The organism is Leeuwenhoekiella blandensis MED217 (assembly GCF_000152985.1).
Classification (GTDB): Bacteria; Bacteroidota; Bacteroidia; order Flavobacteriales; family Flavobacteriaceae; genus Leeuwenhoekiella; species Leeuwenhoekiella blandensis.
This window is the reverse complement of the sequence record NZ_CH672395.1, coordinates 2901312-2915128: the sequence shown is the minus strand read 5'-3', so window position 1 is coordinate 2915128 and position 13817 is coordinate 2901312. Positions and strand designations below refer to the sequence as shown.

Annotated in this window: 14 protein-coding genes; 3 read left to right on the top strand and 11 right to left on the bottom strand. The window is 40.6% G+C overall.

What is annotated here, in order from left to right:
* Nucleotides 1-29: 29 nt before the first annotated feature.
* The 8 genes from MED217_RS19345 to MED217_RS12545 form a co-directional block, all read right to left on the bottom strand.
* Nucleotides 30-470: an inner membrane CreD family protein gene (locus tag MED217_RS19345; protein ID WP_009780904.1), complete on the bottom strand. Its 441-nt coding sequence runs from the start codon at nucleotides 468-470 to the stop codon at nucleotides 30-32.
* A 43-nt stretch (nucleotides 471-513) separates the two neighbouring features.
* A complete protein-coding gene (locus tag MED217_RS19340; RefSeq protein ID WP_009780903.1) occupies nucleotides 514-1407 on the bottom strand; it encodes an inner membrane CreD family protein in 894 nt (297 codons plus the stop codon).
* A gap of 11 nt (nucleotides 1408-1418) precedes the next feature.
* A complete protein-coding gene (locus MED217_RS12570; RefSeq protein WP_009780902.1) occupies nucleotides 1419-1925 on the bottom strand; it encodes a hypothetical protein in 507 nt (168 codons plus the stop codon).
* Nucleotides 1918-2217 carry a winged helix-turn-helix domain-containing protein gene (locus tag MED217_RS12565; protein ID WP_009780901.1) on the bottom strand — a complete coding sequence of 100 codons (300 nt, stop codon included), beginning with the start codon at nucleotides 2215-2217 and terminating at the stop codon, nucleotides 1918-1920. The genes MED217_RS12570 and MED217_RS12565 overlap by 8 nt, the downstream gene beginning before the upstream one ends.
* Before the next feature lie 33 nt (nucleotides 2218-2250).
* Nucleotides 2251-2889 (bottom strand): hypothetical protein, encoded by a 639-nt coding sequence (locus MED217_RS12560; protein ID WP_009780900.1) that lies wholly within the window; start codon nucleotides 2887-2889, stop codon nucleotides 2251-2253.
* A 103-nt stretch (nucleotides 2890-2992) separates the two neighbouring features.
* A complete protein-coding gene (locus MED217_RS12555) occupies nucleotides 2993-3850 on the bottom strand; it encodes a universal stress protein (protein ID WP_009780899.1) in 858 nt (285 codons plus the stop codon).
* 2 nt (nucleotides 3851-3852) lie between these two features.
* Complete coding sequence (locus MED217_RS12550) at nucleotides 3853-5463, bottom strand: BCCT family transporter (protein ID WP_009780898.1); 1611 nt, start codon at nucleotides 5461-5463, stop codon at nucleotides 3853-3855.
* A 14-nt stretch (nucleotides 5464-5477) separates the two neighbouring features.
* Nucleotides 5478-5819, bottom strand: coding sequence for a hypothetical protein (locus MED217_RS12545; protein ID WP_009780897.1), 342 nt, complete (start codon nucleotides 5817-5819; stop codon nucleotides 5478-5480).
* 38 nt (nucleotides 5820-5857) lie between these two features.
* Between MED217_RS12545 and MED217_RS12540 the strand changes: the two genes are divergently transcribed.
* Nucleotides 5858-7405, top strand: coding sequence for an IS1182 family transposase (locus MED217_RS12540; protein WP_009780326.1), 1548 nt, complete (start codon nucleotides 5858-5860; stop codon nucleotides 7403-7405).
* On the opposite strand, the gene MED217_RS12535 is transcribed toward MED217_RS12540, so the two are convergent.
* Entirely contained in the window at nucleotides 7402-8247 is an 846-nt protein-coding gene (locus MED217_RS12535; protein ID WP_009780896.1) for a hypothetical protein, read from the bottom strand. The two genes, MED217_RS12540 and MED217_RS12535, sit on opposite strands and share 4 nt — an antisense overlap.
* 144 nt (nucleotides 8248-8391) lie before the next feature.
* On the opposite strand from MED217_RS12535, the gene MED217_RS12530 reads away from it, so the two are divergent.
* Nucleotides 8392-8742: a DUF1801 domain-containing protein gene (locus MED217_RS12530; RefSeq protein ID WP_009780895.1), complete on the top strand. Its 351-nt coding sequence runs from the start codon at nucleotides 8392-8394 to the stop codon at nucleotides 8740-8742.
* 73 nt (nucleotides 8743-8815) lie between these two features.
* Here MED217_RS12530 and MED217_RS18580 read toward each other — a convergent pair whose 3' ends face one another.
* Nucleotides 8816-10708: a redoxin domain-containing protein gene (locus MED217_RS18580; protein ID WP_009780894.1), complete on the bottom strand. Its 1893-nt coding sequence runs from the start codon at nucleotides 10706-10708 to the stop codon at nucleotides 8816-8818.
* Between the two features lie 208 nt (nucleotides 10709-10916).
* Nucleotides 10917-11732, bottom strand: coding sequence for a 3-deoxy-8-phosphooctulonate synthase (gene kdsA / locus MED217_RS12520; protein WP_009780893.1), 816 nt, complete (start codon nucleotides 11730-11732; stop codon nucleotides 10917-10919).
* A gap of 279 nt (nucleotides 11733-12011) precedes the next feature.
* Between kdsA and typA the strand changes: the two genes are divergently transcribed.
* A complete protein-coding gene (typA, locus tag MED217_RS12515; RefSeq protein ID WP_009780892.1) occupies nucleotides 12012-13808 on the top strand; it encodes a translational GTPase TypA in 1797 nt (598 codons plus the stop codon).
* Nucleotides 13809-13817 lie beyond the last annotated feature (9 nt).

Genomic DNA, 13817 nt, shown 5'->3' with positions numbered 1-13817 from the left:
TCAGCAGCTGCGCTTAGGGTTGCTCTAAATTAGGAATTCCAGTCAATTTTACGCGATACATACATTACAAGCGCCAGAATAATAAACAGGCCAACACTGCCCACCAGTAGCGCGTAGCTCTCCAGCTGAATAATGACATAAATAAAGCTGTATAACAGGCTCAATGATGAAGCGATAAAGATGGGGAATTTGATGTTTTTAAGGATGCTTCGTGCGTATAGCGCGATCAACAGAATCACCGCAATACTGGCCGTTAGATAGGCATTAAAGTAATTGCTGTGTTCAGAAATAGAAATAAGCAAGGTGTAAAACATAATCAACGCCAGACCGATCATTAGATATTGAAACGGATGAATGCCTATTTTACTCAGGCTTTGAATGAGAAAGAAGATCAAAAAGGTAAGACCAATAACAAGAAAACCATATTTGGCGGTACGTTCACTTTTTTGATATTCATCTACCGGAATCATAAAATTCACCCCAAAAGCATATTCATTTAAGTGCGGTAAGTGTTCAAAAAAACTGCTGCGGAAAAGGGCGATTGATGTCCAGCACTTTCCACTTAGCATCAAAACCTTTGCCGTCAAGCTTGTCTTGATTGTAGGGCAAATAGTTACCGGTAAAGTTATTGGTTTCCCAATCTGATGTGATTTGTGCTTCTGTGGTTTTACCTACAGGAATAAAACGCAGTTGCTGACTTCCGTTGATGTGAAGTTTCATACTAAAATTCACTTTGGATTCCTGAGGGAGGCTTTCTGTTTTGAGGAAATCGCTTTCCATCGTGTAGAGCGCAACGGGCTCCAGGGCTTTTGCCGGCCGCGGCTCGTATTTAGAAGTAAACAGATACGTATGGGTATTGAGCTTGATGTTAACTTGCTCGTTAACTCCTTTCAGGTTTGAAGTTTGAAAAACCACACGTGCTTTTCCCCATAAAATAGAAACCGGTTTTGAGGGTGCTTCGCTAAAATCGGGTTTAGCAAACTGACCTTCAAAATGGGTTTCAGAATTATAAACAGTGGTTTTATAGATGCTTCGGTTTTTGATTTCGGGATTCACCTGAGTGGTTAACTCTAAATTTTCCGGAAAGAAATAGGCGATGTGTTCTTGCTCCTCAATCTGAGTTTCAAATGTTTTGGTCTCCCTGTTTTGCACGGTCTTTTTGACTTCGGTAGTATAAGGGATCTTCAAGACCGGACCATAAATGAGCACTTCTTCGCCCCATTTTTCATTGATCTCTGCCACCACCTCTTGTTGTCGCTGTGCCCGTTCATCAATAAGATTTTGTACAAAGAAGAGCGGGATCAAAAGTATAAGCGTGAGAAATCCCACCATAAACATACGTGCGGTGATCGAATTCTTGAGCCAGTGAATGAATTTATTGGGTGTTTGAGAATCTGTAGTAGACATAATAAACGATTTTAATTGATGAATTGAGATTTAAGTTGTTTGAATGGCTTGTGTAATAACCCTTTGAAGTCGAGATCGTATACAGGAGGAGCTAAGTGGCCTTGTACTTTAGCCGCTTTAAAAGTGGCATATTGATCGGGATACAGAAGATAACCGGCTCCCATAGCCAATGACAAAAAGGGGCTGCGTTTTCCATTGCCGTATAAGAAAAACTGCAAAGCGATCTCCTGTGCAGTATCGGTTTTGTAGCCGGTTAATACATGAAAAATATCGTGGTCTTCACATTTGGGTTGAGGTTCAAAGTTGTGTTGTAAGAGAAAGCATCCCAAATGAAAACCCAATGAATCTTCAGGGAAATCCAGAAGTTGCCTGGTGCTGAGGTTCCAAGGTGTACCTTGTTTCACTTTTACATACAACCGACTGGTTAAATCAAAAGAGGCGCCTACAAAAAGCTCTCGAACTATTAATAAAGTACTTTGAATTTCAAAGTAACTGGATAAAAAAATAGATTTAGTCATTAGGATTGATGAGTTTTTCTAAAGCCTCAATGTGCTTGCTAAAAGCTTCGCGTCCTTCAGCGGTTGCGATATAGCGGGTATTGGGCTTTCGGTTAATGAATGATTTTTCAACTTTGATGTATTCTTCTTTTTCTAAAGCTTTAGTATGACTCGCGATGTTCCCGTCTGTTGCGCCCAGCAGTTCTTTCAGCATATTAAAATCGGCGTACTCATTCACCATGAGAATACTCATAATGCCTAAGCGCACCCGATGATCAAAGGCTTTATTGATATGTTGAATGATATTCTTCAAAGTAAACGGTTTTGATATTTGCTCAACTGAAGCTTAACGGTCGTATTTATTGTATAAGATCACCCCGTAAATGATATGAAATATTCCGAATCCCAATGCCCAAAAATACAAACCGTAGCCCACAAATTGAGAGGCGATCAATCCTATAAACACGTTGGCGATGCCTAAATATTTGATGTCGCCAATAGTGAATTTACTGGCGTTGAGCAGCGCAAGACCATAAAAGATCAAGGTAGCCGGAGCGACGAGCCCAACGATACCGTATTGCAAAAGAACAAGGCAGAATAAGCCGCCGGCAAATAAAGGAATACCGAAATGTGCCAAGAGCCTTTTAGAAACAGGATTCCATATTTTTTCATTCAGTTTTTTGGCTTTGCGATAGGTGAGTACAGCACCGGTGACTATGGCTAAGAACAACGTGAGCGTAGCTACAAAAAACAAATCACCAACGAGATCGTAGGCTGCCATAAAATTACCTACCGCATTTAAAACCACCGAGTCACCTGAATAATCGGGTAAGGTAGCAATTCTAAAATGCGCATATGTCGCTGCAGCTAAGGCATAGATACCGGCGAGTATGCCTGAAAGCCCACTTAAAGACATAAAACGCGATGATTTACTCATCATATTTTTAATGTCTGAAATGTCCTGTAGATAATTGTTATTAGTCATACTAAAGTACTTTGAAATGCAAAGTAAGTGTATTTTATGTTGCTATACAAATAAAAAATCCTCATCGGTGGGATGAGGATTTTCAATGTATTTAGAGCGCTAGTTACTTTACTACCAGTAACGGACTGCTTAAGCTTTCTTCAAACAATTCTTCGGTGAGGCTTCCTATAAGGAGCGATGAAATATTGCTTCCACCTTTATCTGATAAAATGATCAGATCTGGTTTTTGTTTTTCGATCTCCACTAAAAACCTTTGGCTTACGCTTCGATCTTTAGCATAGATGAGTTGGTTGTTTTCAGGAACAGCCCCGCCAAGTTTTCTAAAGAATTTAGCCGATTTCTGAAGCAAATGCTTTTCGATCTTTTGCGCTGCATCTTCTCTGGGAATATATGGCGAAAACTGCATAGGCACGTGAAATATGTGCACAGCGTTTACCTCAAGATCCCATTTACTTTTAAGCGCTTGAGCGAACACAAAAGACTTTCTAGAATGTCCCGAAAAGTCTGTACCCACCCAAACCTTATCCAGTTGTACTCTAGCCGTTTTAGGAACCGACAGAATACTGCACTTGAGCAGTCTCAATAATTTTGCAGTAACGACACCTGTGCCTTCTGTAGCGGGTTTATTCCCTACAATAGTCAGATCTATCTGGTACTTATTTGCGATATAATGAATAAGCGATTCGGTATTGCTATCTTCAGAAATAAGCACCTCCCAATTAGCGGTTGCGGTAAATCTCTTTTCAATTTTTTCATTAAGCTCGTCGCCAATGAGTTGGTCGAGGTTTACCTTTTGCAGTTCTTCTTCAAAAAGTTCTGAGATCTCGTATTTCTTGATGTTGTGAACAAAATACACATTTTCTGCAGCTACTTTTTCGGCTAGAAAGGAGCTGTATTCGATGAGGTGATTATCTATCGACGACAGGTCTAAGGCTACAAGAATATTCTTAACGCGTTCCATACTTAGGCTTTTTTGTTTCTACGTTCCACAATTTCTTTAACGACTTCTTCATAGTCATCCATTTGTTTTTCAGATTTTTTCTTTTCAAGCTTTTGTAAATCTTCCCGAAGTCCTTTATAAAGCGAGTAGCACATAATGAGCAGGATGATGGCAAAAGGCAAACCGGTAACAATCGTCGCGGTTTGCAAGGCTTCGAGTCCGCCACCTATTAAAAGTACTGCGGCTACGGTACCTTCGGTCACAGCCCAGAAAATACGTTGGCCAACCGGGGCTTCAATTTTTCCACCTGAAGTTAAACTATCTACAACCAACGAACCCGAGTCTGAAGAGGTGATGAAAAAGCCTGCGATGAGGATCACTGCCACGATATTGATCACCATAGATAACGGGTAATCTTCAAAAAACACGAAGAGTGCCGTCGCGATATCGTCCTGTACAGCGGCTACGATGGTACCGTCTCCTCCTAAAGCTTGCTCAATAGCTACACTACCAAAAGCCGACATCCAGAAAAACGTAACTAGCGAAGGTACCAGTAACACCCCAAGAATAAATTCTCTAATGGTTCTTCCTTTAGAAATACGGGCGATGAACATCCCAACAAAAGGCGACCAACCAATCCACCAGCCCCAGTAAAATACGGTCCAGTCGTTTTGCCAAGAGGTACCATTAAAGGTTTCACTCCAGGTCGAAATTTTTAAGAAGTTGTAAAAGTAGCTTCCGGTGTTTTCAACAAAAGATCTGAAGATAAATAGGGTAGGGCCTAAAATCAAAGCAAGTAGCAATAGAACCACTGCTACGCGCATATTCCATTCACTTAAAATACGCACACCTTTGTCTACACCAAGCACTACCGAAGTTGTCGCTACAAGGGTGATTCCTGCAATTAACAGTACCTGCGTGAGCGTTCCGTCAGGAAGACCAAAAACATGATTGAGACCACTGGCGATCTGCTGAACCCCAAATCCTAGGGAAGTGGCAAGCCCAAAAAGAGTAGCAAGCACCGCAAAAATATCTATGGCATCACCAATTTTACCGTGTATTTTATCTCCCAGAAACGGATAGAAAATAGAACGAATGGTCAGCGGCAATCCACGAGAATAGGTGAAGTAGGAAAGTGCTAAGCCTACCAAGGCATAAACGCCCCAGGCGTGAAAGCCCCAATGTAAAAAGGTAAAATTCATCGCTTCTTGAGCGGCAGCTACCGTGTTAGCTTCAGCAGTAGGCGGACTCAATAAATGTTTTACCGGTTCGGCAACACCAAAGAATAATAACCCAATTCCCATCCCGGCGCTAAAGAGCATCGCAAACCAGGACATGGTTTTAAATTCAGGTTTTGCTTTTTGTCCGCCAATTCTAAGTTTTCCGTACTTTCCGAGTGCGAGATAAACCAGAAAGATCAAAAAGAGATTGATGGTAAGAATAAAGAACCAGTCGGCTTTCTCAGCAACAGCGTGTTGAATGTCGCCAAATATCTTTTCAGCTTGTTTCTCGTAAATAAGCGTGAGCGCAATACTTATGATGATAAAAATAGCTGAGGTGAAAAAAACCGGGCCGTTTACATCTAATCCAAAAATAGATTTCTTTTCGTCACTTCGCGTAATTTTTTTAGCCATAAAATTATAATCTGTTAAAAGTAGTATCCAATGTTTATATTAAATCGGGCTTCCCATTTTGCATCAGGGTTTCCGATAGAAAAGTCGTCTACAAAATTTCCGCCTAGCCAAGAATGGTTATAGCCGGCAGCATAATCGATATAGGTGTAGACTTGTCCTGCGGTGACCAATATACCGGTTACGTTTTGAAAAGAATCGGTAAACTCCTTTTCTTTTTTCTGCATATACCCAAAATCATTATAAATCTCGATTTGGGAGACCGGTCCCCAGTTCACTTTGACCTTTTTTGAAAGCGAAGCGGTATACATATTAAAATCGGCTGCAACTTCATAGGGTGTACCGTCAGACTGTCTCAAAACTTAGGATATTTCATTTAAAAAGATTAATTTCATGAATGGAATATCAACAAGGACAACCCCGCGAGCAACTTACCCTGTACACCACCTGTTTAGACGATATGATCCCTCAAGATAATAGTGTTCGTCTGATCGATCAATTTGTAAACCTATTAGATCTTCAAGCGCTGGGCTTTCAATCCAAAGCCTCACAGGGCAGACCTCCCTATGATCCTGCAGATTTATTGAAGCTTTACATTTACGGCTATATGAACCGGATGCGCTCTTCCCGCATCTTAGAAAAAGAATGCCTGCGCAATATCGAGGTCATCTGGTTGATCAAAAACCTACAGCCTGATCATAATACTATTGCCCGATTTAGAAAAGACAACCCAAAGGCTATTAAGCGCGTGTTCCGCCAGAGCGTGCAACTCGCACGTAACTTCAACCTGATCGGGGCTACGCTCATCGCCGGTGATTCTACTAAGCTCAGAGCCCAAAACAGCAAGAAGAATAACTACAACAAAAAGAAGATACAGCGCCATCTGGATTACATTGATAAAAAACTCGAAGAACATAACCGGGAACTGGCTAATGCTGATGGAGATCACAAAGAAGAAGTACAACAGCAAATACACACCCGTAAAGCTCAACGTGTAAAATACCAGCAGATAAAAAACCAACTGGAGCAGGATACCTCTTCTCCCAATCCGCAACTATCGACCTCTGACCCTGACAGCAGACATCAAATTGTACGCGGGACCGTTACCGAAGTATGCTACACTGCACAAACCACCGTAGATGCTCAAAATAAAATCCTGATCGATTATAAACTCACCAACGCCAATGATAAAAAAGCAATGGGCGGTATGCTCGCCAGAGCTAAAACCATCTTACGCACAACCCACTTCACCGCCCTTTATGACAAAGGGTATCACACCGGAAGTGAGTTTCATACAGCAGATCATTTAGGCATTGCTACCTTGGTTGCCATACCTGCTATTGGAAGAAAAAGTCAGGCACCAAACCCCAGATACAACGCAGAGTATTTTAACTATAACTCAGATCCAGACACTTATACCTGTCCGCAGGGACATACACTAACCTCTAACGGGACCCAGTACAAAGCACGTAACTACACTTTTAAACAATACAAAACCAAAGCCTGCAAGACCTGTGTGGTGCGGGAGAACTGTACCACTTCAAAAGTCAATGGAAAAGTAATACAGCGCAGTCAGTACACCCAGAACATTCAGGATAATGCCAAACGTATTGCTCAAAGCGGTGAACTCTACAAAAGGCGGCAAGCACTAGTTGAGCATCCTTACGGCACCATAAAGCGTCAATGGGGATTTAATCATATCTTGACCAAAAAAGGAATACAAGCTGCTTCAGCAGATTTAGGTCTTATGCTGCTAGCTTATAATCTTAAAAGACTGTTCAAGCTAAAAGTATCTCTTGAGGCAGCGATAAAACATAGTTTTTTAAGTGTTTTAAAGCTATTAGAGGGCTTAGAAAGGCTCAAACCTAAAGTATATCACCAAAATACCCAAAACACCTCATATGCAGTTTTTGTTGGATATCGCATACACTTCAACTACTTTTAAAACATAAAAAGGTAGTTTTGAGACAGACTGCCGTAGGCACCCATTTGTATGATGTCATTTGATTGTCCCGGTTCATTATTGGGATTATGCGCCACGGTGATCGCTTCAGTCTTTAAATTCCACGTATTCCAATCGACTTCATAGTGTAGCGCAAGTGCATAATGATCACCGTTGGAGTCTGTGTCAATATTGTACAAACTACCGTACTGCCCAGAAAATCCTATACGGTGTTTAACAGTTGCACCCAGTTTGCGCACCAGTTTTATATTAAATTGATTGGTTTCTTTATTTCTGCCCACCACATCGTAAGAATATCGGCTGGAATCATTTTCAACATCTCCGCCAAAATTGAGTTCTTCGGCATTTTTTAGAAACGCAATCGCATATTCCCAATCTGTTCCGGTGTGCAAATACTTTAAGCCCATATCGTGGTCATCTTCTAAACCGGCGTAATACGTAATGTTGAAAAACCAGTTGTGCGAATTGTATTGCTTGATCCCAAACGGGACATAGACCAGACCGGCGTGCAGTTCATCTTTTTCAGAAAATTGATAGCCAACCCAACCTTGCTTTAAAAATCCGCCACCAAATGCTTCTGAGTACAGTCGATATTCGGCGTTGAGAAAAACCTTTTTATAAGAAGCTTTGGCATTGATGCGAAACATATCGTAGCCCAATTCGCCACCTTTGGTTTTCTGTTCTTCTTTCCAAGAGGAGTAGACATAATTGAATCTTAGGGCGCCGCCGAGTTCTAGTTTTGGTTTATCTTTAGTTTGACCAAAACTTAAAATAGGGAGCATCAAAGCCGTTAACAGTGTAAAACAAACGTAGTTTTTGATCATTCACAAAATGGGTTAGGGTTATCGAAGAATTGGAAAAATAGGGGGAATTTTCTAAAAAACACCTTTAAAACAGAAGTATTAATAGTTTTTTAATGTTTTTGAAAGATTTTTTTAAGTTTTTCACAAGTTTTAAATATTGCTGAAATGAAACCTGCAGAAGCCTACATTCTATCTAAGCCAGAACCGTTTAAGAGCGTGCTGCTCGAGTTGCAAGTGCTTATAGCGCACACTGCTCCTGAAGCAGAACTGCTTTATAAATGGAACTTACCTTTCTATTACTTAAACGGAAAGATGTTTTGTTTTCTGAATTTTAGAAAGCGTTTTGTGGATTTGAGTTTTGTTTACGGCACAGACCTGAATGATCCCGAAGGGCATTTGGTTGCAGGTGAGGGGAGAAAGCGGTTGAGGTCTCTGCGTTACAAAGGGGTAGAAGATATCGATGCTGAGGTTATTATTTATTTTCTTGAACAACTCCGCAAAATCTGTAGAGGTTAGTTTTACAACATAAAAAAAATCCGTGTCTGATATTCAAACACGGATTTTTTCAATATTTAAGTTTAAATCAAATTTACTGCCCGGCAGCCAATGCGATCATCATATCAAGTTCTTCAACGAGACCGTCTGTATTACCATCAAAACCAACAGCTTTAAATTTGATTTTTCCGTCTGGGCCTACTACAAATTTGGTTGGAATTCCGTCAACTTCGTAAGCAGAAACCACATCATATTCCCGGCTTCCTTCTTCTTTGGGCGTATCCATAAGTACATTAAAGGTATATTCATTAGAAGTGATAAAATCAGTCACTCCTTTTTCACGGGCTTCACCGCTGGTGCTTTCCCAAGTATCGATGAATAAGAATTCAACCTGATCGTTATCAGCATATTTGGTCACTGCTTTTTGCATTCCCGGGAACGAGATTTTACACGGTCCGCACCAGGTTGCCCAGAAGTCAAGAACCACGGTTTTTCCTTTTAAATCAGCCAATGCGATTTCTTCGCCTTTAAGATTCTTGAGACTGAAGCTTGGCGCTTCTTCATCAAGCATTTCTTTTTTCAATTCGGCTAAAGCCTTATCGTGTGCTATTTTTTCGAGTCCGCTCAAATAGCTTTCAAAGTCTTCCTCTTGATCAGTTGCAGCATATGCGGTTTTTAAGTAGTCTTTAGTCGCTGCAGTGCCTTTTCCGTCTTTGATGTATTCGGTTGCTTTTTCAACTACTTTATCATATTGCTCATCAGCAGTCAAAAATTGTAGGTAACGTTCGGTCACGTCTGCGGTTGCGCGGTCTGCAACGGCTACTTCCTGAGCAGCGATCGCCTCTTTAATCTTTCCTTGTTGAAATAAAATAAAGCCGTAGGTGTCAGAATACATGGCTTTGGTAGAAGCTAAGCTCTGTTCAAACTGCTTTGTCGTGTAGTAGTTAGGTTTATCTGATTTTTGTTCGTCTACAAGTTCTAGAGAGGTTTTCGATAATTCTTCGGCCAATTCAAGGTTTTCTCCTTTTTCGGCCATATTCCAAGCCACGTTATTATATAGGCTTGCTTTGTTAGATGCTGCACTCATTTTTTCTGCAGCTTCTTTAAACTTGTCAATATTTCCTTCAGCCAATTCTGCTTGGGCTAAGGCAGAGTACATATAATTTCCGTAGTTAGAAGCTACACCACCAGCCGCTTCAAATTCTGCAGCAATAGCCTCTTTATCTTCGAGCGATTTGGCCTCATAGATTTTTTGATAATAAGCGCGCTGTGCCTGATCTCCTTGAGGATATTTTGCTACGATAATCGGAGTAATAGAATCTAAAGCTGCTTTGTCTTTTTTTACATTGTAAATCGTGATCAAATCGCTATAGTCGTCTTCCGCCAAATCCTCTTTAGCCGATAGAGAGGCCAGCTTTGCATCATAAATTGAATCAGCAAAAGTTTTATCTCCAATACTTATTACATAGAGATACGTTAGGTTGTCAGGATGTTTACTCCAGTTTTCTTTTAATAAGGCTGCGGCATCTTCACGATCGTATTTGATTCCGTAATCAGCACCTCTGGTGGCTTTGTAATAGGTTACACTTGATTCACTTTCAGGTAATAGTTCGCCCTCGTTATCATATAAATTTACCGAATATCCTTTTTCGTCATTTGCTTCATATTTCTCCCCAACCTTAAAGTTGAAGATCAAACCATCTGCAGAATCCGGTATTTTGATAGCCTCGGTATAACGCTCACCATCCTTAACCAGATTAAGATCTACAGGATACGCCGATGAGGCTACGGTATATACATAAAAAGCTTCAGGAGCTAGAGAATCTTTTGAAGTGTAGGCTATTTTTAGACTATCACCCGGTGATGGTTTGGTTTCAGAAAGTTCAAGATTACCAATAGTAAGCGGAGTTTCTTTAGGTTCGTCGGAACACGAAAAAAGGCTTAATGCAGTTAAGGCTACAACTGCCGGAAGGCGTAAGTATTTCATAATTATGTCTTTTGATTGCATCTAAATGTACTAAGAATTTAGTTTACTGCTGAATTGCTAGCGTTTACATTTTTAGTGCATAATGCGGAAAGGCTTTCCATTTTAATAATTTATCAGAATAGGATTGAAAAAATAAAGGTTCTTCAAAAGCGACGCCTTGAAGAACCTTAGAATTATCAAATATGAATTCTGTTAAAACCGAAACTTTTTATTCGATCACCACTTTGCGTATCGCGACGAGCTTGGTCAACAAGCCTTCCAATAAACTTAGATCAAGCATATTGGCACCATCACTTTTTGCATTTTTAGGATCAAAATGCGTCTCGATGAACAAACCGTCAACTCCCGCAGCAATACCTGCTTTGGCCATCGTACCGATTAATTCCGGGCGACCACCGGTCACGCCGTTACTTTGGTTAGGCTGTTGCAAACTGTGCGTTACGTCAAGCACGGTGGGTGCATAACTTTTCATAGTAGGAATCCCTCTAAAATCAACAATGAGATCCTGGTAACCAAACATCGTCCCGCGGTCTGTGATCCACACATTTTCGTTACCGGTATCGGTCACTTTGGTCACAGCGTGTTTCATCGCTTCCGGACTCATAAATTGTCCTTTTTTCAAGTTGACTACTTTTCCTGTTTCTGCAGCAGCGACCACCAGATCGGTTTGACGTACTAAGAATGCAGGGATTTGTAACACATCTACATATTCTGCAGCCATTGCAGCGTCTTCATTCACGTGAATATCGGTTACGGTAGGAACATCAAAAGTCTCTGAAACTTTGCGTAAGATCTTCAGTGCTTTTTCATCGCCAATTCCGGTAAAGCTATCGATCCGGCTGCGGTTGGCTTTTTTAAAACTTCCTTTAAAAACGTATGGGATTTTCAATTTATCGGTAATGCTCACGATCTCTTCAGCGATGCGCAACGCCATCTCTTCACCTTCGATCGCGCAGGGGCCTGCTAGCAAGAAAAAGTTATTACCGTCAGTATGTTTTATTTTAGGAATATTTGAAAGTTTCATCAGTATATATTTAGGCGGTAAAGATACGGCTTTGTACAAGATTATGTTTTTGAAAGAACCGCTTTTCAATGCGTCTTTTAGGAATGTTGAAGCGATGTTCTGTCTGATTTCAATAGAAATGACGTTAAGTAAACATCAAAAATCAGTTGTATTTTAACCTTGAAAATCAAAATATTACAGGTTTTGTAAGCCTTTTTCAGGCACTTAAAACATTATAGGAATAAGTCGCTAATAATCCATTAATTACCACTATATTTGCGCCCTTAAAATAAGGCCTCTATGGATATTAAAAACATTGCGATTATCGCGCACGTTGACCACGGTAAGACTACTTTGGTAGACAAAATTATGTACCATTGCCAGTTGTTTCGTGAAAACGAAAACACCGGTGACCTCATTCTTGATAACAATGATCTTGAGCGTGAACGTGGTATTACCATTACTTCAAAGAACGTTTCTGTAACCTACAAGGATACTAAGATCAATATTATTGATACTCCTGGTCACGCCGACTTTGGTGGTGAGGTAGAGCGTGTTTTAAATATGGCAGACGGGGTTTTACTTCTTGTAGATGCCTTTGAAGGTCCTATGCCGCAGACGCGTTTTGTACTTCAAAAAGCGATTGACTTAGGTCTAAAACCTTGTGTGGTTGTCAATAAAGTAGATAAAGAAAACTGTACTCCGGAAGAAGTTCACGAGAAAGTTTTTGACTTGATGTTTGAGTTGGGTGCAGAAGAGTGGCAGTTGGATTTTCCAACCGTTTATGGTTCTGCAAAGAACAACTGGATGAGTGACGACTGGCAAAAGCCAACTGAAAATATTGAGCCACTTCTTGATATGGTGATGGAGCACATTCCTTCTCCTAAAATCGAAGAAGGTACGGTGCAAATGTTGATCACTTCGTTAGACTACTCTTCATTTACCGGTCGTATCGCGATTGGTCGTTTACAGCGTGGTACTTTGAAAGAGAATATGCAAGTATCTCTTGTAAAACGTGACGGAACGATCAAGAAGACACGTATCAAAGAATTACACACTTTTGAAGGTCTTGGGCGTATTAAAGTAAGCGAAGTTCAGGCAGGAGATATTTGTGCTCTTGTAGGTCTTGAAGGTTTTGAGATTGGTGATACTGTTGCCGATTTTGAAAATCCTGAAGCGCTTAAAACCATCGCGATCGATGAGCCTACGATGAGTATGTTGTTCACGATCAACGATTCACCTTTCTTCGGGAAAGACGGAAAATTTGTGACTTCACGTCACATCAAAGATCGTCTGACTAAAGAATTAGAGAAAAACCTTGCATTACGTGTTGAGGAGACAGACAGTGCCGATAAATTTATGGTTTACGGTCGTGGGGTATTGCACTTATCTGTTTTGATCGAGACGATGCGTCGTGAAGGATACGAACTTCAAATCGGTCAGCCACAAGTTATCATTAAAGAGATTGATGGCGTTAAATGTGAGCCGGTTGAAGAATTAACGATCGATTTACCGGAGAATGTTTCTGGTAAAGCGGTTGAATTTGTAACCTTGAGAAAAGGGGAGATGTTGAGTATGGAAGCTAAAGGTGACCGTATGGTTTGTGAGTTTATCATTCCATCGCGTGGTATCATTGGTTTACGTAATCAATTATTGACTGCAACTGCTGGTGAGGCGATTATGGCGCACCGTTATAAAGAATATCAGCCATTAAAAGGAGGTATTCCTGAGCGTTTGAATGGTTCATTAGTTTCTATGGAAAAAGGTACAGCAATTCCTTATTCTATCGATAAACTTCAGGATCGTGGTCGTTTCTTCGTTGATCCGGGTGAAGATATTTATGAAGGTCAGGTAATTGGTGAAAACTCACGTCAAGATGATATGACCGTGAACATCACTAAGACCAAAAAACTTTCTAACGTACGTTCTTCGGGTGCAGATGACAAGGCCAAAATTGTTCCTGCTATTAAATTCAGCTTAGAAGAAGCCTTAGAATATATTCAAAAAGATGAGTACGTTGAAGTAACGCCAAATCACTTACGTTTACGTAAAATTTTACTTACAGAAAACGAGCGCAAGCGCAGCAAAGCGATCTAAGCGCAAGCG

Bases quoted from the DNA above. Each gene is read 5' to 3' on its own strand.
- typA (WP_009780892.1), top strand. From the start codon at position 12,012: ATGGATATTAAAAACATTGCGATTATCGCGCACGTTGACCACGGTAAG.
- MED217_RS19345 (WP_009780904.1), bottom strand. From the start codon at position 470: ATGATTCCGGTAGATGAATATCAAAAAAGTGAACGTACCGCCAAATAT.
- MED217_RS12535 (WP_009780896.1), bottom strand. From the start codon at position 8,247: ATGATCAAAAACTACGTTTGTTTTACACTGTTAACGGCTTTGATGCTC.
- MED217_RS12540 (WP_009780326.1), top strand. From the start codon at position 5,858: ATGGAATATCAACAAGGACAACCCCGCGAGCAACTTACCCTGTACACC.
- MED217_RS12570 (WP_009780902.1), bottom strand. From the start codon at position 1,925: ATGACTAAATCTATTTTTTTATCCAGTTACTTTGAAATTCAAAGTACT.
- kdsA (WP_009780893.1), bottom strand. From the start codon at position 11,732: ATGAAACTTTCAAATATTCCTAAAATAAAACATACTGACGGTAATAAC.
- MED217_RS19340 (WP_009780903.1), bottom strand. From the start codon at position 1,407: ATGTCTACTACAGATTCTCAAACACCCAATAAATTCATTCACTGGCTC.
- MED217_RS12550 (WP_009780898.1), bottom strand. From the start codon at position 5,463: ATGGCTAAAAAAATTACGCGAAGTGACGAAAAGAAATCTATTTTTGGA.
- MED217_RS12555 (WP_009780899.1), bottom strand. From the start codon at position 3,850: ATGGAACGCGTTAAGAATATTCTTGTAGCCTTAGACCTGTCGTCGATA.
- MED217_RS12560 (WP_009780900.1), bottom strand. From the start codon at position 2,889: ATGACTAATAACAATTATCTACAGGACATTTCAGACATTAAAAATATG.
- MED217_RS18580 (WP_009780894.1), bottom strand. From the start codon at position 10,708: ATGAAATACTTACGCCTTCCGGCAGTTGTAGCCTTAACTGCATTAAGC.
- MED217_RS12530 (WP_009780895.1), top strand. From the start codon at position 8,392: ATGAAACCTGCAGAAGCCTACATTCTATCTAAGCCAGAACCGTTTAAG.